The 20695-nt window shown below is 74.6% G+C and carries 19 protein-coding genes; 7 read left to right on the top strand and 12 right to left on the bottom strand.

Going from position 1 to position 20695, the window contains the following annotated elements; all coding sequences use genetic code 11:
• Nucleotides 1–41: 41 nt before the first annotated feature.
• From NFX44_RS04845 to NFX44_RS04830, 4 genes are read right to left on the bottom strand one after another with little or no spacing between them, the layout of a single operon-like run.
• Entirely contained in the window at nucleotides 42–626 is a 585-nt protein-coding gene (locus NFX44_RS04845) for an FMN-binding protein (RefSeq protein ID WP_262282273.1), read from the bottom strand.
• A gap of 13 nt (nucleotides 627–639) precedes the next feature.
• Complete coding sequence (locus NFX44_RS04840; RefSeq protein WP_262282272.1) at nucleotides 640–2055, bottom strand: ferric reductase-like transmembrane domain-containing protein; 1416 nt, start codon at nucleotides 2053–2055, stop codon at nucleotides 640–642.
• Entirely contained in the window at nucleotides 2052–3425 is a 1374-nt protein-coding gene (locus NFX44_RS04835; RefSeq protein ID WP_262282583.1) for a DUF1501 domain-containing protein, read from the bottom strand. The genes NFX44_RS04840 and NFX44_RS04835 overlap by 4 nt, the downstream gene beginning before the upstream one ends.
• 14 nt (nucleotides 3426–3439) lie before the next feature.
• Complete coding sequence (locus NFX44_RS04830) at nucleotides 3440–5464, bottom strand: DUF1800 domain-containing protein (protein WP_262282271.1); 2025 nt, start codon at nucleotides 5462–5464, stop codon at nucleotides 3440–3442.
• Between the two features lie 452 nt (nucleotides 5465–5916).
• Here NFX44_RS04830 and NFX44_RS04825 point away from each other — a divergent pair, with 452 nt between their 5' ends.
• Nucleotides 5917–6174: a DUF3040 domain-containing protein gene (locus tag NFX44_RS04825; RefSeq protein WP_262282270.1), complete on the top strand. Its 258-nt coding sequence runs from the start codon at nucleotides 5917–5919 to the stop codon at nucleotides 6172–6174.
• Between the two features lie 21 nt (nucleotides 6175–6195).
• Here NFX44_RS04825 and NFX44_RS04820 read toward each other — a convergent pair whose 3' ends face one another.
• Together NFX44_RS04820 and NFX44_RS04815 are read right to left on the bottom strand one after the other, a co-directional pair.
• Nucleotides 6196–7140 (bottom strand): SWIM zinc finger family protein, encoded by a 945-nt coding sequence (locus NFX44_RS04820; protein WP_262282269.1) that lies wholly within the window; start codon nucleotides 7138–7140, stop codon nucleotides 6196–6198.
• Entirely contained in the window at nucleotides 7137–10298 is a 3162-nt protein-coding gene (locus NFX44_RS04815; RefSeq protein WP_262282268.1) for a DEAD/DEAH box helicase, read from the bottom strand. The genes NFX44_RS04820 and NFX44_RS04815 overlap by 4 nt, the downstream gene beginning before the upstream one ends.
• Nucleotides 10299–10361: 63 nt before the next feature.
• On the opposite strand from NFX44_RS04815, the gene NFX44_RS04810 reads away from it, so the two are divergent.
• Nucleotides 10362–11234, top strand: a complete 873-nt coding sequence (locus tag NFX44_RS04810; protein WP_262282267.1) for a carbohydrate kinase family protein — start codon at nucleotides 10362–10364, stop codon at nucleotides 11232–11234.
• Nucleotides 11235–11240: 6 nt separating this feature from the next.
• Here NFX44_RS04810 and NFX44_RS04805 read toward each other — a convergent pair whose 3' ends face one another.
• Nucleotides 11241–11762, bottom strand: a complete 522-nt coding sequence (locus NFX44_RS04805; protein WP_262282266.1) for a DinB family protein — start codon at nucleotides 11760–11762, stop codon at nucleotides 11241–11243.
• Between the two features lie 83 nt (nucleotides 11763–11845).
• On the opposite strand from NFX44_RS04805, the gene NFX44_RS04800 reads away from it, so the two are divergent.
• Nucleotides 11846–12052 (top strand): hypothetical protein, encoded by a 207-nt coding sequence (locus NFX44_RS04800; protein WP_262282265.1) that lies wholly within the window; start codon nucleotides 11846–11848, stop codon nucleotides 12050–12052.
• Nucleotides 12053–12059: 7 nt separating this feature from the next.
• On the opposite strand, the gene NFX44_RS04795 is transcribed toward NFX44_RS04800, so the two are convergent.
• Nucleotides 12060–13208, bottom strand: a complete 1149-nt coding sequence (locus NFX44_RS04795; protein WP_262282264.1) for a polysaccharide pyruvyl transferase family protein — start codon at nucleotides 13206–13208, stop codon at nucleotides 12060–12062.
• A 73-nt stretch (nucleotides 13209–13281) separates the two neighbouring features.
• The gene (locus NFX44_RS04790; RefSeq protein WP_262282263.1) at nucleotides 13282–13860 is read right to left on the bottom strand and encodes a TetR/AcrR family transcriptional regulator; all 579 of its coding nucleotides are present in this window, start codon (nucleotides 13858–13860) and stop codon (nucleotides 13282–13284) included.
• Nucleotides 13861–13952: 92 nt separating this feature from the next.
• On the opposite strand from NFX44_RS04790, the gene NFX44_RS04785 reads away from it, so the two are divergent.
• The 4 genes from NFX44_RS04785 (at nucleotide 13953) to NFX44_RS04770 (ending at nucleotide 17611) form a co-directional block, all read left to right on the top strand.
• Nucleotides 13953–14531 (top strand): dihydrofolate reductase family protein, encoded by a 579-nt coding sequence (locus NFX44_RS04785; protein WP_262282262.1) that lies wholly within the window; start codon nucleotides 13953–13955, stop codon nucleotides 14529–14531.
• 41 nt (nucleotides 14532–14572) lie between these two features.
• Nucleotides 14573–15508: a phosphotransferase family protein gene (locus NFX44_RS04780; protein WP_262282261.1), complete on the top strand. Its 936-nt coding sequence runs from the start codon at nucleotides 14573–14575 to the stop codon at nucleotides 15506–15508.
• A 220-nt stretch (nucleotides 15509–15728) separates the two neighbouring features.
• Entirely contained in the window at nucleotides 15729–16232 is a 504-nt protein-coding gene (locus NFX44_RS04775) for a SigE family RNA polymerase sigma factor (RefSeq protein ID WP_262282260.1), read from the top strand.
• Nucleotides 16229–17611, top strand: coding sequence for a hypothetical protein (locus NFX44_RS04770; RefSeq protein WP_262282259.1), 1383 nt, complete (start codon nucleotides 16229–16231; stop codon nucleotides 17609–17611). The genes NFX44_RS04775 and NFX44_RS04770 overlap by 4 nt, the downstream gene beginning before the upstream one ends.
• On the opposite strand, the gene NFX44_RS04765 is transcribed toward NFX44_RS04770, so the two are convergent.
• From NFX44_RS04765 to NFX44_RS04755, 3 genes are all read right to left on the bottom strand, one after another.
• Nucleotides 17583–18380 (bottom strand): alpha/beta fold hydrolase, encoded by a 798-nt coding sequence (locus NFX44_RS04765; RefSeq protein WP_262282258.1) that lies wholly within the window; start codon nucleotides 18378–18380, stop codon nucleotides 17583–17585. The two genes, NFX44_RS04770 and NFX44_RS04765, sit on opposite strands and share 29 nt — an antisense overlap.
• 64 nt (nucleotides 18381–18444) lie before the next feature.
• Nucleotides 18445–18927, bottom strand: a complete 483-nt coding sequence (locus NFX44_RS04760) for a GNAT family N-acetyltransferase (RefSeq protein WP_262282257.1) — start codon at nucleotides 18925–18927, stop codon at nucleotides 18445–18447.
• A 227-nt stretch (nucleotides 18928–19154) separates the two neighbouring features.
• On the bottom strand, nucleotides 19155–20636 hold the full coding sequence (locus NFX44_RS04755; protein WP_262282256.1) for an NCS2 family permease: 1482 nt from the start codon (nucleotides 20634–20636) through the stop codon (nucleotides 19155–19157).
• Nucleotides 20637–20695 lie beyond the last annotated feature (59 nt).

Genomic DNA, 20695 nt, shown 5'->3' with positions numbered 1-20695 from the left:
GACCCGGCGCAGGCCCGGCCGGACCGCGGCGGCCCCCACGCTCAGGCCTTGTCCAGCGCGGCCTGGAGCGACTGTTTGTAGGCGGTGCTGGTGTAGGTGGCCCCCGAGACGGTGTTCAGGTTGGCGCTCTGCTTGGCGACCACCTCGCCCGAGCTGCCGCTGTAGCGGGCCTGCACGTCGTCGGCGCGCAGGCCCTCCTGACCGCCGACCGGCATGTCGAGGCCGGTGGCGTCGACGATCCGGCTGCCGCTCAGGGTGATCTGCACCCGCAGGGAGCCGTAGCGGTAGGCGACCGTCGGGCCGGTCACCGTGCGGGTGGTGACGGTCGGCGCCTTGGTGGTGGTCCGCGGGGCGGCGGTGGTGGCCCGGGTCGTGGTGCCGCCGCGGGTGCCGGGCGTGCGGCTGGCGGCGGGCTTGGCCGTGGGCTTCGCCGACGCGCTCGGCCGGGCGGAGGGGGTGACGCCGGCCGGGGTCGGCCCGGGAGCCGCCGGCCCTCCGGGGGCGACGGGGGCCGCGGCGACCGGCCGGTCCTGGGCGGCCTGGCCGGTGCCGGGGGCGCCCTTGAGCACCACCAGCGCGGTGGTGCCGGCGGCCAGGCCGGTGATCGCGAGGAGCGCGCGACGCATGGGCGGGGCCTCTCTACAGCTCGAAGGTGGCGAGATGGATCTGCCGGCGCGGCACGCCGGCCCGGCGCAGTGCCCGGACCGCCTCCTCGACCAGGCCACCCGGGCCGCACAGGTAGACGTCGCGCCGGGTCAGGTCGGGCACCAGCCGGCGCAGCCCCTCCGGGCTCATCACCTGCCGGGGGCCGGGGTCGTCGCGGGAGCCGACCACGTACCAGACCGAGGTGTGCCGGGCCTGGGCGAGCCAGTCCAGCTCGTTGTGCAGCAGCACGTCGGCCGGGGTGCGGGCGCGGTAGATGAGCGCCGCACCGGGCGGCAGCTCCTCCAGCATGGCCCGCAGCGGGCCGATGCCGCTGCCGCCGGCGATCAGCAGGGCGCGTTCCCGGGTGCGGTGCGCCGCCGTGAAGGTGCCGGACGGCCCCTCCGCCCAGACCCGGGTGCCCGGGGTGAGATCCCGGAGGTCGGCGGTGTGCCGGCCGACGACCTTCACGGTGAGCCGCAGCCAGCGGCCGTTGCCCGCCGCGGAAAGGGAGAACGGGTGCGACTGCCACCAGCCGCCGGGGTTGAGGAAGCGCCAGCGGAAGTACTGGCCGCCGAGCAGGTCGATCTGGTTGAGGCGGTGCCCGGTCAGGTAGATCGAGACGGTGTCCGGGCTCTCCGCCACCACGTCGGCGACCCGCAGCCGGTGCCGGAGGTTGAAGCGCAGCGGGGCGACCAGCCGCCCCCACACCAGCGCGGCCACCACCAGCAGGTAGGCGGCGATCCAGCCGGTGCGCACCGGGCCCGGCTCGTAGAGCTGGGCGCCGTTGCTGAACTGGTGGCCGTAGCCGAGCAGCAGGGCGAGGTAGCTGGTCAGGTGCAGGTGGTACCAGAGTTCGTAGGGCATCCGCCGGCGGACGCCTCGCACCGCGGTGAGCCCGACCGCCACCATGATGCCGGTCGCCACGAAGGCGGAGACCATGTCCTCGTAGTGGGTCAGCAGGGCGCCGACCTGGCCGAGGATCGAGTTGCGTTCCAGCCGGGCGTACCCGACCACCAGCAGCGCCAGGTGGGCGAGGACCGCCACCAGCAGGGTGGCGCCGAGGTCCCGGTGCACCCGGGACAGCCGCTCGCCGCCCAGCCAGCGCTCCAGAACCCCGAGCCGGCTCATCATCAGCACCTGGACCAGCAGCAGGTAGCCGGCGACCAGGCCGGTGATCCGGCCGGCCGCGGTGAGCACGTGGGTGGTGTCGGCCAGCGAGCCGGGCGGGGTGGCGAGCCACCAGGGCAGCACCGCGGCGACCAGGCCGAGCCAGAAGGCGGCGGACAGCGCCCGCCGTCCACCGGGCCCGCGACGCGGCCGACCCGGGGGTACGGGAGCAGCCGGACGGCCGCCGTACGGGGCGGATGCCCCGCTGCGGCGGCCGGCGGCGAAGGTGTCCTGATACGTCACGCGTACAACTTCACGGGGGTGTACTTCTGCCGGGGGAAGACCTTGTCCACCTGCGCGGTCGTCAGTCCGAACCGTCCCTGCGCGACCGAGCCGTAGACGTTGAACATGTTGTTGTACTCGGGTACGTCTCCGCTGTCGAGATCGTTCAACCCGTTCCAGGTGCCCAGGAGCGAGCCGGCGAGCTTGCGCCCGGACAGGATGGTGACCACCCCGCCGTGCCCGTGGTCGGTGCCGCCCTGGTTCGAGGCGACCCGCCGGCCGAACTCGCTGGACACCATGACCGTCACGTCGGCGGCCCGGTCGCCGAGGTCGGTGAAGAACGCCGCCATCGCGTTGGCCAGCTCGTTGAGCCGGCGCCACAGCTGGCCGCCCTCGCGGGTGCCCTGGTTCTCGTGGGTGTCGTAGCCGCCCATGCCGACCGTCGCCACCCGGACGTTCGCCCCGCCCTTGATGAGCTGGGCGAGCTGCTGGAACGCGTACCCGACGCCCTCGTACTTCACCCCGGCGGCGGCCGCGTACGGCTTCGCGGCCAGCTTCTGCGCGGTGGCCAGCGCGCCCATGCCCTCGATGACCGCCTCCTCCACCGGGTGGTTGATCCCGGTGAACAGGCCGCGGATCGCCTTCTCGGTCGCCGCGCGGTACTTGTCGTCGCCGTTGAGCCGCAGCTCCCCGACGTTGTTGAGGGAGATCGCGCCGTTCACGCCGACCAGCGAGCGGGGCAGGGTGCTGCCGATGCCGACGCTGCGGAACGCGGTGCCCTTGCCGAGGGTGTCGACCAGGCTGTCCAGCCAGCCCCGGCCGCCGGTCTCACCGGGCAGGCCGCCCAGGTTGCAGGCGTCGGCGGCCTGGAAGTGGCTGCGGGACAGCCGCGGGTCGGAGACCGCCGGCACGAAGCCGAGCTGGCCGGCCTTCAGCCACTTCTCCAGCGGGGCGAACGCGCTGGTCAGCTTGAAGCCGCGCCCGAGGGCCAGCGAGTCGTTGCCGAGCAGCAGGTCGGGGCGGACCTTGCCGAGCACCGGGTCGTCGGCCGGCGCGACCAGGCTCAGCCCGTCCAGCCCGCCGTAGAGGAAGACGTGGATGAGGGTGCCGGTCTTGGTCGCCGCGAAGGACGCCGAGGTGGTGACGAACTGGGCGGTGGCCAGGGCGGTCGCGGTGGCCGCGGCGCCGGCGACGAAGGTACGCCGGGTGACGCCCCGCCCGTCCTGCTGGGCCTCCTCCAGGTCCTCCAGCCGGCGGTACCGGTCCGCCTCGGCGGCGCTCTCGGCCGCCACGATGTCGGCCTCCGCGCGCAGCAGCGCCTCGGCCGGGTTGTCGGCCAGCCGCCGCAGGTCGGGGCATTCGGGGTGCAGGGGGTACGGGTTCACGGTCATCTCCATCGAATGCCTCACCGGAGGTGGTGCTGGGGGGACGCGAGGATCGTCCGCGCGACCGCGGCGATGGCCCCGTTGAAGGTGGCGTCGACCTTGGTGCCCGCCGACACCCCGGCGACAGCGAGCACGAGGGCCTTCTCCTTGGCGCTCAGCTTCTGGTGCACCAGCCGCTGGGCCAGCGCGTCCACGTACGCCCCGGCGGTCGCCGGCGGCTTCGCCACCAGCTTCTCCGGCCGGACGTAGGTGAACTGCTTGCGGTAGGCGCCGATCAGGTCGCCGGCCTCGTTCCAGCCGTCGACCATGGTGCCCGCGGAGGTCCAGGCCACGTAGACGTCGGCGTAGCCGTCCGGGGTGGGCTTGCCCATCGGGTACTGGCCCAGCTCGCGCAGCTTGTCCTGGATCTGCCGCAGCCCCTGGGCGAACGGGGTGCGCCGCTTGTCGCCCTCGAAGCCCGCGGACGCCTCCGGCCCCACGCCCAGCGACCGGTAGGTGGCGACCAGGTACTCCATCGGGCGGCGGACCTTCTGCCCGACCGAGGCCCAGAACTCCGACGAGCTGAACAGCGTGGCCAGCACCGGCCGGATCTGCCCCTTGTTCGTCGTGTACGCCTTGGCCAGCCGGTCCACCAGGGACTTCGGCGGGGTGTCCGAGACGAACCGGGTGGCGAGGCTGCTCGCCACGTACCGGGCGGTCGAGGCGTGCAGCGCGATGTAGGTGATGTACTGGTCGATCACCTTGTCGGCGACCTTCGGGTCGGTCGAGTTGTTCGCGTGGCTGAACCCGAGGATCTTCACCTTGCCGACGTAGTGCCGCTCCGGGAAGAACCGGTACCTGCCGTCGGCGACACCCCGTCCGGTCTGCAGCATGGCGGCCTGCCGGACGTCCTTCTCGGTGTAGCCGCCGTCGACGCCGACCGAGTAGAGCTCCAGGTTCTCCCGGGCCAGGTTCTCGTTGACCGCGTCCTTGCGCGAGTCGGTCTGGTTCAGGTAGATGAGCAGCGCCGGGTGCTTGTTGGCGGCCACCAGCATCTCCGGGTAGCTGCCCAGCGCGTGCTTGCGGATGACGTCCTGGTCGAAGGAGTTGCGGTAGATCTCGCCGCCGTCGAAGTCGGCCGCCACGTGCAGGAAGTCGTTCCAGAAGTCGACCATCACCTCGAACAGCTGGCGGTCCGACCAGATCTGCCGGGCGATGGTGGCGTCCACCGTCTCCCGCTCCGGCTGGGCGCCCCGCTCGTTGAGCTGGTCCCGCTGGTCGCGCAGCTGGGTCGGGGTCAGCTTGAGGGTGGGCAGTTCGGCCAGCTTCAGCTCGGCCTTCGTCGGCGCGATCTTCTCCGGCTGGAGCTGCTGGCGCAGCCAGTCGTCGATGCCGAGCCGCTTGATGTCGGCGAGCACCTTCGGCGTCGGGCCGAACGTGGTCCGGCTGGCCAGGTGGCGGATCGGGTCCTTGGCGAGCACCGTCTTGACGGTCACCTCGGTCGCCGCCGCGGCGGCCGCCGGGCTGGCGAAGACCCGGCCGCCGGCGGGCGCGTTGCGCTTGAGCGCCGCGCCGGCCCGGGAGCCCATGTAGCTCTCGTTCTGCTCGGTGTAGGTGCGCACCGTGCTGGGCTGCTGGCCGCTCGGCCGGGCGGCGGTGCCGTCGGTGACCACGGTGCCGGTCGCGTCGCCGGCCACCGGATCGTCCGAGAACAGGCCCCGGATCTGCGGCGACAGGAGGGCCGCGCCACCGGCGACCACCGCGGCGCCACCGATCGCGGCGAGAGCCCGCCGCCGGCCGCGGCGCGGCTCGTCGTCGTCGTCCAGGTTGGGCAGTCCCGGTGCGGGCGGCGGGGCGTACCCGCCGGACGGCTGGGGGTGGCCACCGGCGAAGCCGTCGGGCCCGACCCACTGCGGGCCGGACGTGGGCGCCGCGGGGGTGGTGTAACCGCCGGGACCGGCGTACGGCATGGCGTTGTCGCGGTACCCGTCCGGATGGGGGTGCTGGTATCCGTCCCAACCGCGATCGTCCCGAGGTCGACGCGGTGGCACGTTCAGGTCGGCCATGTAGCTTCCCGTTTTCTTCGAGCGCCGGCACGCCTGCGACCCGGGGGGTGGGCGGAGGGGCGGCGACGGTTGCCGGAGGAGTTGCTACGGGAAAGTAACCACGCGTCTCCGGGCGCTCAAGGCGCTCCGACGGCGGCCGCGAGGGCACTTAAGACGGTGCTCATGCCGGCCGGCGGACGGCCCGGGCGACCGTCGATGTCCGGCGGCCCCCGGAGCAGGGCCGACCCGGGCGGTCCCCGCCCGGACGTGACGTTTTCGCCCCCCGCGACGCTGCTGGCGGCGTTCAACCGCTGAGGGAAACTTAAGGTGCGGATAAGCCTGCGCTGAGGTGTCCGACCGGTGCGTGCGCACCTGTCCGGCCCCGCCGAAAGTAGCGGTGGGAGCAGCGCGTGACCCGCCTCCGTTCCGGGTATGCCCCCGAACCGCTGAAGCCGTGAGGGGAAGGCACCGCCATGCTCAGCAAAGAGGATCAGCGCAGGTTCGAACAGATCACCCGCCAACTGCGGGAAAGTGACCCGCAGTTCTTCGCCCGGCTCGACCACCGGGCCCGGGGCCGCCGAGGCCGGTACCTGATGCTGTTGACGATCGTGCTGTGGGCCTCGCTGCCGGCGATGACCGTACTGGCCGGGCGAATGGCCGGCGCGATCTGCGCCGTGGTGCTGCTCGCCAACGCCTGCCTCATGTGGCGGTTCCGACGACGCTGGCTATGACGGCGGAGCCGCCGGTGACCGTCAGCCCGGGTCGTCCGACCCGGCCTCACCGCGGCCGAACTCCCGGTACGCCCGGCGGAGCCGCTCGACGAGGCCCGGGCCGCCGATCGCGGCCCCCGGCGGGCCGAGCTGACGCAGCAGCAGTTCCGGCCCGGTGGCCAGGGTGGGCGGCCGGTCCGGCAGCGCCACCGGGGACACCCAGAACCGGTCGACCTCGTCGTCCGGCGGGACGGCCGGCAGTCCCGCCAGCACCCGTCCCGCACCGGCCACGGGCCGCGCCGGCCCGGAGTCCGCGTCCGCCGGGACGACCGGCCCGTCCGGGGCCACCGCCGGGGCGGCCGGCGCGCCGCCGGGGTCGGCGGCGCCGCGCAGCGTACGCAGCCGGTCGAGCAGCGCGCCCCGCGACCGCCCACGCCAGTGCAGGAGCTGGAACGGGTCGGCGTCGAACGCCTCCGCGAGCAGGTAGAAGGTCGCCGCGAGGTGCTTGCACGGCACCGCGAAGTCGGGGCAGCCGCAGTGCTGGTCCAGCTCCCCGATCGTGGCCGGGAAGAGCGGCGCGCCCGCCGCGGTGAACAACTCCTCCAGTTCGGCCGGCAGGTCACCGGCGAGCAGCCGGGCGCTGAAGAACGCCTGCCCGGCCAGCTCCGCCTCGATCCGCTCCCACACCCCGTCCGGGTACGCGGCCAGCCCGATCCGCACCGGGTAGGGATCCGGCCGGGACCCCTGCACGGCGGCGGTGACCAGCCCCGGCGCGACGTCGAGCCGGAGCACCTGCCCCCGGCGCGCGTACGCCCGACCACGGGTGAGGCGGGTGCCGAGCGCGAAGGACTCCAGCACCTCCAGGAAGCGGCGGGACCACCAGGAACGCCCGATCGCACCCTTGGTGCTGCGCGCCTTCAGCCCGCCCTCCACCCGCCGGGGCGGGCCGAACCCGGCGAAGCGCGACCCTCCGTCCGGTGTGGTCACTCGACCACCGCCCCGGACTCCAGCGCGAACAGCTCCCGCAGGGTGTCGGTGGACAGCTCGGTGACCCACTGCTCGCCGCTGCCCACCACCCGCCGGGCCAGGCTCCGCTTGTCGGCGATCATCGCGGCCACCTTCTCCTCGACCGTGCCGGCGCAGACGAACTTGCGGACCTGCACCCGGCGGCGCTGGCCGATGCGGAACGCCCGGTCGGTCGCCTGGTCCTCGACGGCCGGGTTCCACCAGCGGTCCACGTGCACCACGTGGTTCGCCGCCGTCAGGGTGAGCCCGGTGCCGCCGGCCTTGAGGGACAGCACGAAGAGCGGCGGGCCCGCCGGGGACTGGAACCGGGTCACCATGGCGTCCCGTTCGGCCTTGCCCACCCCGCCGTGCAGGAGCAGCACCTCCTGCCCGGTACGCGCCGACAGGTGGCCACGCAGCATCCCGCCGAACTCGGCGTACTGGGTGAAGAGCAGAGCCTTCTCCCCCGCCGCGAGGACCTCGTCGACGATCTCCTCCAGCCGTTCCAGCTTGCCGGACCGGCCGGGCAGGGCGGAGCCGTCGTGCAGCAGCTGGGCGGGGTGGTTGCAGACCTGCTTGAGCCGGGTCATGGTGGCCAGCACCAGCCCGCGGCGTTCGATGCCGTCGCTGGATTCGATCTTCGCCATCATGTCGTCGACGACGGCCCGGTAGAGCGCGGCCTGCTCGGCGGTGAGGTTGCAGAGCACCTCCATCTCCAGCTTCTCCGGCAGGTCCGTGATGATCGTCGGGTCGGTCTTGAGCCGGCGCAGCACGAACGGGCCGGTGATCCGGCGCAGCCGCTCGGCCACCTCGGCGTCGCCGTGCCGCTCGATCGGCTCGGCGAACTTCTTCTTGAAGGTGGCGGCCGGCCCGAGCAGGCCCGGATTGGTAAACTGCATGATCGACCAGAGGTCGGCGAGCCGGTTCTCCACCGGCGTGCCGGTGACCGCGACCCGGTGCCGCGCGGGCAGCGACCGCACCGCCTCGGCCTGCCGGGTGGAGGCGTTCTTGATCGCCTGCGCCTCGTCCACCACCACCCGGTGCCAGTCGATCCCGGCCAGCTCGTACGCGTCCCGCGCGGCCACCGAGTAGGTGGTCAGCACCAGGTCCGCGGCGTGCACGGTGCCGGCGAACGCCTCGCCCCGCACCCGTTCGGCGCCGTGGTGCACGTGGACCCGCAGGTCCGGGGCGAACTTCGCCGCCTCCCGCTGCCAGTTGCCGACCAGCGACATCGGACAGACGAGCAGCGTGGGTCCGGCCCCCGGCGGGTCACCGGCGAGCAACGCGAGCAGCTGGACGGTCTTGCCCAGCCCCATGTCGTCGGCCAGGATCCCGCCCAGCCCGAGGGACTGGAGGAAGGCCAGCCAGGCGAGCCCCCGCCGCTGGTACGGCCGCAGCGTCCCGACGAACCCGGGTGGCGGGTCGGCCGGGGTGAGCCGCCGCTCCGCCTCCCCGGCCAGCAGCTCGCCCAGCGCGCCGTCCGCGGCCACCTCCAGCACCGGCAGCTCGCCGGGCCGGTCGGCCCCGGCCAGCCCCATCCGCAGCAGGTCGGCCACGGTCAGCTCGCCGGAGGAGCGGAGCAGCCGCAGCCCGGCTTCGAGCCGCTGCGGGTCCAGCTCGACCCAGCGGCCGCGCAGCCGGACCAGCGGCGACTTCAGCTCCGCGAGCGAGGCCAGCTCCTCGGCGGTCAGCGGCTGGTCGCCGAGGGCCACCTCCCAGCGGTAGTCGACCAGGGCGTCCATGCCGAGCCCGGCGGCCGCGACGGCCACCGTGCCGGGCGCGGTCCGGCTGCGCGCCCGCAGCCGCGCCCCGAGGCGGGAGGAGGAGCGCCGCCACCAGGAGGGCAGCAGCACCACGAAGCCCGCCGCGTGCAGCACGGGCGCCCCCTCCCGGAGGAACCGGTGCGCGCCGTCGGCGTCCAGCTCCATCCCCTCCGGCGTGGCGGTGCGCAGCGCCGCGTCCAGCTCGGGCCAGAGGCGGCTGGCCCGGCCCAGCTCGGCCAGCAGGGTCTCCTGCGGGTCGACGCCACGGGCGGCGAGCGCGGGCGCCGGCCGCTGCCAGATGTGCGCGGCGTCGACCACCAGCCCCGGCTCGTCGGTCGGGTGCAGGCCGAACTCGACCCGCCAGGCGCCGCCCTCGACCAGCTCGGCCACCGGGTCCGCGGCCGGCTCGACCAGGCGGAACGCGGCCCGTACCGGGCCGCCGGCGGCGTCGCGCTGCCAGGCGTCCAGCTCGGCCCGGAGGGTGTCCAGGGCGGCCGGCTCGGCGGCGAAGGCACGCTCCGGGCCGGTGAGCGCGGCCAGCCAGGCCGGCACCGGTCCGCCGGGGCGCATGCCCCGGGGCAGCCGGGTGTCGCCGAGAGCGGCCCGGGCGGCGGCGTCGACCAGCGCGTCCAACGCCTCGGCCACCAGCTCCCCCGGCGATACGTCCGCCCCTGTGGGTGCATCTGTTGTCGCCGGGACGACAACAGATGCACCCGGATCCGGGCCGATCAGGTGCCACTCGCGGGCGGCGCGGGCCGCCGGGGGCAGGGCGAGCGCCAGCGAGCGGGCCCACGCCGCGTCCGTGCCGGTGAGCAGCGGCCGCCAGACGGCCGACGCGGTCACCACGTCCGAGTCGTCGACGACCCGCAGGCCCCGTCGCCCACCGTCGGCCCGGACCGCGTCGACGGTGGGGGCGGCGTCGGAGACGCCGGGCAGGACGCGGCCGCGGGTGACCAGATCGGCGGCGAAGTCGGCCAGTTCGGCCAGGTGCCGCCGGCTCGCCCCGGCCACCGCCTCCCCCGGATCCAGCGCCCGGAGCCGGGCGAACGCGGCGTCCGGCGCGTACACCAGGGCGGGGACCCGCCAGCCGGCGCGGGTGACCGGGCCGCGGACCGGTTCCCCGGCGGCGGTCCGGACCAGCTCGGGCGAGTCCAGCGGGGAGCCGGCCCGGGTGGGCAGGTCGAGCAGCACGGAGGCCGGCGCGTTCGGCGGGCCGCCGAGCGCGGCGGCCAGGGTGGCGTGGTCGGCGGCGAAGGGGTGCGGCCGTTCGCGCGGGGCGCGGCCCGGCCGGCGGGGCGCGCGGGCCGGGCGGGTGCTGTCCTCGGCCCAGAGGGCGAGCCCGCGCCCGGACAGCCACAACCCGTGGATGACCAGCACGCACTCCCCCTCGACGACGCCCGGGGCCAGGATAGGCGGCCGCCGCGGACTACTGTCGCCGCCATGGTCGATCTGTTCGTGATCGGCGGGTTGGGCGTGGACATCCGCGCCCAGGTGCCCGCCCTGCCGCTGCCGGCCGCCGACTCGCTGGCGGTGCCCCCGATCGAGTTGCGGGTCGGCAACACCGGGGCGGGGGTGGCGCTGGCCGCGCACGCGCTCGGCCTGCGGGTGGCCCTGGTCGACGTGCTCGGCGCCGACCCGGCCGGTGACGTGGTCCGGGCGGCGCTGGCCCGCACCTCGGTACGCGCCGTGCTGGCCGACGCCCCGGCCGGCACCCGCCGCTCGGTGAACATGGTCGACCCGGCCGGCCGGCGGATGTCGCTCTACGACCCGCGCCCGTGGTCCGGCCCGGCGCCGTTCGCCGGGGCGGAGCTGGCCGGGCTGGTGCGCGACGCGGCCCACGTCCACGTGTCGATCATGGACTGGGCCCGGGACGCGCTGCCCACCGTGCGGGCCGCCCTCGGCGCCGGGGTGTCCCTCTCCACCGACCTGCACGACTGGGACGGCGAGAACGACTACCACCGGCCCTTCGCCGACGCGGCCGACCTGGTCTTCGTCAGCGACGTCCGGCTGGGCGACCGCGCCGGGAAGGTGGCGGCCGGGCTGGCGCCGCGGACGGTGCTGGTGACCGGCGGCGCGGCCGGCGCCACCCTGCACGGCCCGGACACGCCGCCGGCGCACGTGCCCGCGACCACCCCGCCGGCGGCCGTGGTCGACACCAACGGCGCGGGCGACGCGTTCGCCGCCGGCCTCATCGCGGCCCGGCTGCGCGGCGCCACCCCGCTCGACGCGGCCCGCTACGCCGCCCGGGTGGCGGCGGCCGCCTGCACCCACGACGGCATGGAGTATCCGGCCGGCCTGCTGCCCCGGTCCTGAGCCCGGTCAGATCGCCCCGGTCTCCCCGTCGGTCAGCTCGCGCAGGATGTCGGCGTGCCCGGCGTGCCGGGCGGTCTCCTCGATGAGGTGCACGAGCACCCAGCGCAGCGACACCTCACCGAGCTGCGGGTGCGGCACCACGTGGTCGAGGCCGAACCGGGCGGCGACGGCCCGGGACCGGGCGCAGGCGGCCCGGTAGGCGTCGGTCAGCCCGTCCACCGTCTCACCCGGGTCGAGCGTGAAGCTGGCCTCGGCGTCGGCCTCGCTGGTGAGGTAGACGTCGCCCGGCTCGGGGGCGAACAGGCAGGGCAGCCAGTTCCGCTCCACCAGGGCGAGGTGTTTGAGCAGCCCGGCGAGGGTGGTACGGGAGGGCACCAGGCGGCGGGCCGCCTCGGCGTCGGAGAGGCCGCGCGCCTTGCGCAGCACCGTGGCCCGGTGGAAGTCGAGGAACGATTCGAGGATCGCCCGTTCGTCGCCCGTGCGGGCGAGGACCGGACCGAGGGTGGGGTCGATCGTCGGTTCCGCCATCCCCGGAACCTAGTCGCCCGACCCGCCGGCGCGCTGCCCCGCATCCCGCTGCGGGCCGACGATCCGCGGGGCAGGATGGGCGCATGGCATCCACGGTGCAGATCCCCCTGATGGGCGGCACGGCCGATGGCGAGGTGGTCACCGTCGAGCTGGACAGCAACGGCCGGCCGCCACTGACCCACCACCACCTCGGGCCGGAGGGGCTGGCGCACGCCCAGATCTACGAGCTCCAGTCGGACGACGAGCAGGACGGCTCGTGGGTCTACACGTTCCGGGGGCCGGCGGCCTGACGGCGGCTCAGGCCGTGACCCGGCTCAGCGCCCGGGACCGGATGCTCTCCAGCACGCCGCGGGTGACCTGCGAGGTGCCCTGGGCCTGCTCGCACACGGCGGCCACCCGCCGGGCGGTCTCGTCGGCCCGCGTGTCGCGCTCGTCCCACAACCGGTCCACCTCGGCCAGCAGCGGGCCCTCCACCTCGCGCTCCACGCCGCGCAGCGCCGGCACCCCGAGCCGCTGGGCAAGGTCGAAGACCTTCCCGGCGTACGGCAGGGGCAGGAACGGGGTGCCCATCATGGCCGCGAAGATCAGGAAGTGCAGGCGCATGCCGACCGCGAGGTCGAAGTGCTTCATGAGACCGAGCACCTGCCGGGGCGAGTAGTCGTTGTGCAGGATCCGGCCCCGCTCGGCGGCGATCATGTGCGACATCACCCCGTGCGAGTGCCGGATGTCGTCGCGTTCCATCGGCACGAAGAGCACGTACGCGTCGATCCGGTGCACCAGGAAGTCGCTGATCTGGGCGAGCAGCCGGTGGTAGCCGTCGACGTCGAGGCGTTCCGCCGCCCGGCCGGGTTCGCGGACGCTCAGTCCGACCAGCTGCTTGCCGGCCGGCACGCCCTCCTCGCGCAGCCAGCTCTCCGGGAACTCCTCCGGCGTGAGCAGGAACGCCGGGTCGGCGGTGACGGTGATCGGGTTCAGCAGCCCGGCCTCCTCCAGCACCATGCGGGACTCCTGGTCGCGCACGGTCACCTCGGTGGCCTGGCCCAGGGTCTCCCGCACCATCCCGGTGTCCACCCCCTCGGTGAGCGGACCGACGCCGACCGCGTACGTGAGCAGCGGCAGGCCACGCTCCTGGGCCACCCGCACCACCCGCAGGTAGCGCCGGGCCTCCTTGTCGTAGAGGATCCCGCCGCCGCCGAGGACGAGCAGGTCGAGCTGGGCCAGGACGGCCGACGAGTCGACCCGGCTGACGCCCTCCCAGGGCACCGCCTCCACGTCCGGGTGGGCCAGCGCGGTGTGCGCCGGGTTCCGGGAGAAGACGATGATCCGGGCGTTCGGCTCCTGCTCACGAAGGTCGGCCAGGAGTCCGGTGAGGATCGCCTCGTCGCCGAGGTTGCGACCGCCGTACGAGCCGAGCACACCGATGGTCAGTCCGGCGCCATCCGTCATCGTCGCTCCTCCCCAGGTGCGTCCCGGCCAGCGTTCCCGCTGGCCGCCGGGCCATACCTGGGCGGAGCGCCGGTCACCCGGTGACGCCGCCGACCAGACGGGAGACCAGGGCGGAGACCACCTGGTCGGCGTCGAACCCGGCGTCGATCGAGCTGGTGAGCAGGTCGAGCAGGAGTCCGTCCACGGCGTAGTGCAGCAGTGCGATCTCGAAGGCGCCCCCGGGCAGCCCGGCGGCGATGTGGAAGGCGACGTCGTCGGCGTACCCCCGGCGGAGCACGCCGCCGAGCGCGGCCCGCAGTTCGGGGCGGCGGGAGGCTTCGAGACGCAGCTCGAACAGGGCGCGGGTGAGGTCGGGCTCGCGGGTGGTGCGCTCGACGATGTAGCGCAGGTAGTCGGTGACCAGCGCGAGGGAGGGCTCGCGCCCGCCGAGGTCGGCCAGCACCGCCGGGTCGGGCGCGATCCGGTCGAAGATCCGTTCGGCCAGCCCGGCGAGCAGCGCCGCCCGGGACGGGAAGTAGTTGGAGGCGGTGCCGGTGGGCACGCCGGCCTCGGCGTCCACCGCCCGGTGGGTCAGGCCACGCGCACCGGCGGCGGCGAGCACCCGCAGCCCGGCGTCGGCGAGCAGGTTGCGGCGTTCCGGATTTCTGGCCATGCGGAGCACAGTAGCAATAACCACGACAGGTGTTGTACATTCTCATCGCTCCACGACAGCCGTCGTGGTTGATCCCGGACATCGGAGTCGGTTTGCGCAAGCTCGTGTACTACGTCGCCAGCACCCTCGACGGCTTCATCGCCGCCCCCGACGGGTCCTACGACTTCTTCCCGCTGGAGCCGGACGTGGCGGCCCACCTGACCGCCGAGTGGCCCCAGACCTTCCCCACGTTCGCCCACGCCCAGCTCGGCATCGCCTCGCCGCCGGCCGGCTGCTTCGACGCCGTGCTCATGGGCCGGGCCACCTACGACCCGGCGCTGAAGCTCGGCGTCGCCAGCCCCTACGCGCACCTCACGCAGTACGTCTTCTCCCGCTCCCTGCCCCCGTCCGACGACCCGCGGGTCGAGATCGTCGCCGGCGACCCGGCGGCGTTCGTCCGCGAACTGAAGGGGCAGCCGGGCGGCGACATCTGGCTCTGCGGCGGCGGGCAGCTCGCCGGCCAGATCCTGGACGAGGTCGACGAGTTGGTGGTCAAGCTGAACCCGGTGGTGGTCGGCAGCGGCATCCCGCTGGCCGACCGGGGCTTCACGCCGACCCGGTTCACCCTGGTCGACACCCGGCCGTTCGACAGCGGCGTCGTGATGCTGCGCTACACCGCCGAGGCGCGGTAATCGGGTTGCCGCGGCCGGGCGCGGTCGCGCACGGTGGGGCGGTGACCAGCCTGACGAAGAGCCGGATCCGCTGGGCCGACCTGCCCGGGCCGGTCCGCGCCGCGGTCGAGGAGATCCTCGGCGACCGGGTGGTGGCGGCGGAGTCGCAGCACGGCGGCTTCTCTCCCGGCACGGCCGACCGGGTCCGCACCGCCGGTGGCCGGCGGGCCTTCGTCAAGGCGGTCAGCCCGGCGCAGAACGACCGCAGCCCCACCCTGCACCGGGCGGAGGCGCGGATCGCCGCGGCGCTGCCGCCGGCCGCGCCGGCGCCCCGGCTGCTCGGCAGCCACGACGACGGTGACTGGATCGCGCTCGTCTTCAGCGACGTCGAGGGCCGGCACCCGGTCACCCCGTGGGAGGCCGGCGAGCTGACCGCCGCGCTGTCCACCCTGGAGACGATGGCCGGGGTGCTCACCCCGGCCCCCGCCGCGGTGGTCACCACCGCGACCGAACAACTCGGGTACGACTTCGGCGGCTGGCGGCGACTCGCCGACGACCCGCCGGCCGACCTGGACCCGTGGGCGCGGGCCCGGCTGCCCGAGCTGTGCGCGGCCGCCGACCGGGGACTGGCCGCGCTGGCCGGCGACACCCTCTGCCACCTCGACATCCGGGCCGACAACCTGCTCATCGGCCCGGACGGCACGGTCACCGTGGTCGACTGGCCGTGGGCCTGCCGCGGCCCGGCCTGGTTGGACAGCCTGCTGGTCCTGGTCAACGTGCAGGTGCACGGCGGTCACGACCCGGAGGCGCTGCTGGCCGCCCGGCCGCTCACCGCCGGGGTGGACCCGGCCGACCTGACCGGCGTGCTGGCCGGGTTCACGGGCTTCTTCCTGGACGGCGCCCGCCAGCCGCCCCCGCCGGGCATTCCCACGGTCCGGGCGTTCCAGCGGTTGCAGGGCGACGCGCTGCTCCCCTGGCTCGCCCGCCGGCTCGGCTGAGGATCCGGCGGCGTCACCGCTTCCTCCATCAGCTCGATCGGCTGGCGACGGGACAGCGCCTCGTTACGGACCTGTTCCAGCTCAACCCGGACGACGGGCCCACGCCGCGCGAGCTGTTCGAGCGGTTCGTGCCTGGGGGCCGTACCGGCGGGGCGTGGTCGAATGACCGCCTCAACCATCCGGGGGGCGCGTGGCGTTCGTAGAGGGCGAGGGGGTGGGCATGTCCGAGACGTTCCACGACTTCGTGGTGCAGCGGTCACCCGCGTTGTCCCGGACCGCGTACCTGCTGACCGGGGACCACCAGCACGCCGAGGACCTGTTGCAGAGCGCGCTGGCCCGGACGTACCGGCACTGGCGGCGAATCCGCGACGGGGACCCGGAGGCGTACGTGCGCCGGGTCATGTACCACCAGCAGGTCTCGTGGTGGCGCCGGCGGCGGATCGCGGAACGGCTGGACGCGACGCCGGTCGAGCGGGGCGGCGGCGACCACAGCGAGGACATCGCCCTGCGGCTCAGCGTGGTGGCCGCGCTGCGCCGGCTCACCGCCCGGCAGCGGGCCGTGGTGGTGCTTCGCTACTACGAGGACCTGACCGAGGCGCAGGTGGCCGAGGTGCTCGGCTGCTCGGTGGGCACGGTGAAACGGCACGGGCACGACGCCGTGCGCCGGCTCCGCGCCCTCGTCCCCGACCTGTGGGAGGCGGCGCCGGAGAGGAGCGGGCGATGAGCGTACGGCTGCGGGAGGCGTTGCGGGAGGCGGCGGCCGAGGTGCCCGCGTACCCGGTGCACGACCGGGCGGTGCGGACGGCGCGGCGCACCCGGCGGCGGATGGCGGCGGCGGTCGCGGCGGTGCTGGTGCTGGTGGCGCTCGTGCCGCTGGCGGTACGCGGTGGCGAGCGGCCGGGGATCGCGCCGGTGGGCGCGGGTGGCCCGGCACTGCCCGACCGGATCGGGCTGCCCGGGTTCGGCACGCTGCGGGCCACCGACCGGCCCCGGCTCGGACCGGCGTCGGTCGTGTTCAGCGGGCAGGCGCGCGGGCTCACCGGGTTGATCGACGAGAACGGCACCGTCGGCATCGTCGGCGCCGACGCGGACCGCTACCGGACCTGGACGGTCGGCCACGAGGCGCCGGCCGGTGAGCAGGTGCTGCTCTCCCCCGACGGGCGGCGGATCGCCGTGCCGGCCGGGTCGGGCGACCGCCCCCGGATCGACGTGGTCGACCTGGTGGACGGGACGGTCCGGCGGCTGCCCAGCCCGAGGCCGGGCAGCACGCTGACCGAGCCGACCGGCTGGGCGCCGGACGGTTCCGCGCTGGTGGTCCGGGACACCACGCCGACCAACCCGGAGGGCAGCGCCTACGCCAACACGCTCAGCCTGGTCCGGCTCGACACCGGCCGGGCGGTACGCCTGCTCGAAACCGACCAGGTGCCGGTCTTCGGCACCCCGGTCGCGTTCACGGCCGACGGGTCCCGGCTGGCCTACCAGGTGGGCGACAAGGTGCTGGTCACCAGCGCGGACGGGCGGAGCATCACCTCGTTCCCGCTGCCGCCGGAGAGCGGGCTGGCCGGCAAGGGTGCCTGGCTGCCGGACGGGACGCTGGCGTTGGTCAGCCACGACCCGGGCACCGACCGGTGGCGGCTGCGCCGGGTCGACCCGACCGGCAAGGACCTGGGGGTCCTGGCGCTGCCCGCCGTCGCGGGCGTCACCACGATCCGGTTGCTCGGCTGGCAGGCGGACGGGACCGCGATGGTGGTGGCGTACCGGCCCGAGCCGAACTCCCCGGCCTCCTTCGAGGGGCCGCTGGAGATGGACCAGCGGACCGCGTACGGGAACGTGCGGACGGTGCGGGTGCTGGGGCTGGCCCCGGGTGCCGGCGCACCGACCACCCTGCTCACCGCCCCCGACCAGGTGCTCGCCATCGACGTGTCGGACGCCGTCGTGCGCGCCGGCCGGGTCCGCGCGGCGGATCCGCCCGCGGGGCCGGGCGGCCGGGTCTGGTGGGCGGCCGGGGCGGTCGCGCTGGTGGTCGGCGGCCTGCTGGCCGCTCGGCTGCTCCGGCGGCGACGCGGGCGTGGGGTCACTCAGGAGCGCGCACCGCGTGGGTGAGGAAGGGCAGCACCGCCGCCGGCAGGGCGGGTGAGCCGACGATGTCGTAGTGGGTCAGCCCGGGCAGCACGGCCAGCCGGGACGCGGGCCGGTCGGTGCCGTCCCCGCCGGCGTCGCGGTGGCCGCCGCCGAGCAGCCCGAAGAACTCGGCCACGTGGTGGACCGGGATCGAGTCGGCGTCGGCGAAGACCAGCAGCACCGGCATGGGCAGGGCGGCCACCTCGGCCGACCAGTCGTACTCGCGGCGCAGCAGCTCGCCGGTCTTCGTCCAGAGGGTCGGCCAGTCCCGCGGGCGGGGCGCCACCCGCTCGTAGCGTTCGTGCGGCGGGGTGCCACGCATCCGCTCGGCGACCCGCTCGTCCTGGGCGGCCATCGCGGCCAGCACCTCCGGGTACCAGCCCCGCCGCCGGTACGGCGTGGAGACCAGCACGAGCCGGCGGACCAGGGCCGGGTGCTGGATGGCGGCGCGCAGGGCCACCCCGCCGCCGAGCGAATAGCCCAGCACGTCGGCCGGCGGCAGGTCGAGGTGCCGCGACAGGGCGGCGATGTCGTCGGCCATCGACTCGTAGCGCAGCGGCCGGTCCACGTCGGCGGTGCGGCCGTGGCCCTGAAGGTCGACCGCGACGACCTGCCGGCGCGCGGTCAGGTCGGGCAGGATCGGCGCGAACATCTCCGTCGACCCGTACCCGCCATGGAGCAGCACGAGTGGCCGGCCGGTCCCGTGGATCTCGTACCAGAGGCGCAGCCCGTTGACCTCCGCGTAGCTCACGACCGGTTCAACGAGGGCGGGCCCGGCGGCGGGTCGCCCCACCGCCGGGCCGATCGGTGCGGCCTTACTCGGCGACGTACCGGTGCAGCAGACCTTCGTCGCTGTCGAGGGTGCCGTCGCGGCGCAGGCCGGCCTTCTCCAGCACCCGCACGGACGCCACGTTGGCCGGGTCGACCGTGGCGAACACCAGCGTCACCCCGGGCAGGGTGCGGGCGTGGGCCACCAGGGCGCGGACCGCCTCGGTGGTGTAGCCCCGGCACCGCCGGGACGGGACGATGCCGTAGCCGAACTCGACCGCCCCGTCGGTGGGCGGCAGTTTCAGCCCGATGCCGCCCACCGTGAGGCCGGTTTCCCGCTCGATGATGAGCCGGTGGCCGTGCGGCCGGTCCGGGTTGCCGGCGATGATTCCGCCGATCACCCGCTCGCCGTCGGCCGGAAAGTCCGGCGCCCAGTGCGGGCGCCGCTTCCCGGCGGCGACGGCGGCGGCCTCCTCGGCCGGCCAGGGACGCAGCACCAGACGGTCGGTGGTCAGGTCAAGAGTGGACAACGCGATTCTCCAGGGTCGTGGAGTGACCCGGGTCGCGGTGAGGCTCAGTCAGAAGGCGCGACCCGGAAGAGGGCATGGCAGGGAAGGCTCCTGGCGATCCATGGCCTCATCCCCCTGTCCCCACGACGGTCGCGTGTCCGCGCCCCGGCACTCTAACCCATGATCGGAATGCGCCGCGCCCCCGTTGCCTCGGGCCAACGGGCAACGGGGGCGCGGCGGTGAGCCGGTCAGCTGACGCCGGTGACGGCCTTGACCAGGTTGATGCCGAAGTAGACCACGAACGCCGCGGCCACCGCCCACATCAGCGGGTGGATCTGCCGCGCCTTGCCCTGGGCCACCCGGATCGCCACCCAGCTCACGAAGCCGGCACCGATGCCGTTGGTGATCGAGTAGGTGAACGGCATGAGCGTCATCGTCAGGAAGGCCGGGACGGCCACGCCGACGTCGGTGAAGTCGATGTCCTTGACCTGACGGATCATCAGCGCGCCGACCACCACCAGTGCCGGGCCGGCGGCCTCGCTGGGCACCAGCGACACCAGCGGGGTGAGCAGCAGCGCGCCCAGGAAGAGCACGCCGGTGACCACGCTGGTCAGGCCGGTCCGCCCGCCGTCCGCGATGCCCGAGGAGGACTCCACGTACGTGGTGGCCGACGACGCGCTGCCCGCGCCGCCCGCGACCGCGGCGACGCCGTCGACGAAGAGCACCTTGCCCAGTCGCGGCATGTCGGTGCCGTCCTCGGTGGTCAGGTTGGCCTGCTTGGCCAGGCCGACCGTGGTGCCCATGACGTCGAAGAAGTCGGCCAGCACCAGGGTGAACACCAGCAGCAGCGCGGTCACCAGGCCGACGTGGGCGAACGCGCCGAACGACACGTTGCCGACCAGGTGCAGGTCGGGCGTCTGGAACAGCGGGTCCGGCAGGGTCGGCACGTTGAGCCGCCACCCGTCCGGGTTGGGCTTGCCGTCGACGAGGGCCGCCCCCGGCTTGGCGAACGCGTTGACGATCACCGCGACGACCGTGGTGAGCACGATGCCGATCAGGACGCCGGCCTTCACCTTGCGGGCGACCAGGATGCCGGTGACCAGCAGGCCGACCAGGAAGACGACCGTGGGCCAGCCGTGCAGCGTGCCGTTGCTGCCCGAGCCGAGCTGCAGCGGCACGCCGCTGCCGGCCCGGACCAGACCGCCGTCGACGAAGCCGATCAGCGCGATGAACAGGCCGATGCCGGCCGCGATGGCCGCCTTCAGCTCGGCCGGGATGGCCCGGAAGACAGCCTTCCGGAAGCCGGTCAGCACCAGCACGGTGATGATCAGGCCCTCGACGACGACCAGGCCCATGGCCTCGGCCCAGCTCATCTGGGACGCCACCGCGTAGGCCACGAAGGCGTTCAGCCCGAGGCCGGTGGCGACCGCGAACGGCACCCGGCCGACGATCCCCATCATGATCGTCATGACCGCCGCGACCAGGGCGGTGACCCCGGCGACCGGCGCGATGCCGAGCAGGTTGCCGTCCTTGTCGGGCGCGGTGCCGATGATCAGCGGATTGAGCACGACGATGTAGGCCATCGTCGCGAAGGTGGTGATGCCGGCGAGCACCTCCCGCCGTACGGACGAACCCCGGCGGGTGATCTCGAAGAAGCGGTCGAGGCGGCTCTGGCCGGCGGGTTCCGCCGGCTCGACCGGGGCAGCAGGATCCTGCGTAGTCACGCTCATGGCGTGGCTTACTCCGTTCCGGGTTGGCCCAGCCGGTCACGCCGGCCGGGCGGTGGGGG

Origin of the sequence: Micromonospora sp. MA102, assembly GCF_025460765.1 — a bacterium.
In the GTDB taxonomy this organism is placed as follows: domain Bacteria; phylum Actinomycetota; class Actinomycetes; order Mycobacteriales; family Micromonosporaceae; genus Micromonospora; species Micromonospora halotolerans.
The sequence above is the reverse complement of the archived record's forward strand: the minus strand, read 5'-3'. Positions and strand labels throughout refer to the sequence as shown.

What these genes read in the sequence shown, in the direction of transcription:
- NFX44_RS04845 (WP_262282273.1), bottom strand. Translation starts at nt 626, where the DNA reads ATGCGTCGCGCGCTCCTCGCGATCACCGGCCTGGCCGCCGGCACCACC.
- NFX44_RS04835 (WP_262282583.1), bottom strand. Translation starts at nt 3,425, where the DNA reads ATGACCGTGAACCCGTACCCCCTGCACCCCGAATGCCCCGACCTGCGG.
- NFX44_RS04830 (WP_262282271.1), bottom strand. Translation starts at nt 5,464, where the DNA reads ATGGCCGACCTGAACGTGCCACCGCGTCGACCTCGGGACGATCGCGGT.
- NFX44_RS04825 (WP_262282270.1), top strand. Translation starts at nt 5,917, where the DNA reads ATGCTCAGCAAAGAGGATCAGCGCAGGTTCGAACAGATCACCCGCCAA.
- NFX44_RS04810 (WP_262282267.1), top strand. Translation starts at nt 10,362, where the DNA reads ATGGTCGATCTGTTCGTGATCGGCGGGTTGGGCGTGGACATCCGCGCC.
- NFX44_RS04805 (WP_262282266.1), bottom strand. Translation starts at nt 11,762, where the DNA reads ATGGCGGAACCGACGATCGACCCCACCCTCGGTCCGGTCCTCGCCCGC.
- NFX44_RS04800 (WP_262282265.1), top strand. Translation starts at nt 11,846, where the DNA reads ATGGCATCCACGGTGCAGATCCCCCTGATGGGCGGCACGGCCGATGGC.
- NFX44_RS04795 (WP_262282264.1), bottom strand. Translation starts at nt 13,208, where the DNA reads ATGACGGATGGCGCCGGACTGACCATCGGTGTGCTCGGCTCGTACGGC.
- NFX44_RS04790 (WP_262282263.1), bottom strand. Translation starts at nt 13,860, where the DNA reads ATGGCCAGAAATCCGGAACGCCGCAACCTGCTCGCCGACGCCGGGCTG.
- NFX44_RS04775 (WP_262282260.1), top strand. Translation starts at nt 15,729, where the DNA reads ATGTCCGAGACGTTCCACGACTTCGTGGTGCAGCGGTCACCCGCGTTG.
- NFX44_RS04770 (WP_262282259.1), top strand. Translation starts at nt 16,229, where the DNA reads ATGAGCGTACGGCTGCGGGAGGCGTTGCGGGAGGCGGCGGCCGAGGTG.
- NFX44_RS04755 (WP_262282256.1), bottom strand. Translation starts at nt 20,636, where the DNA reads ATGAGCGTGACTACGCAGGATCCTGCTGCCCCGGTCGAGCCGGCGGAA.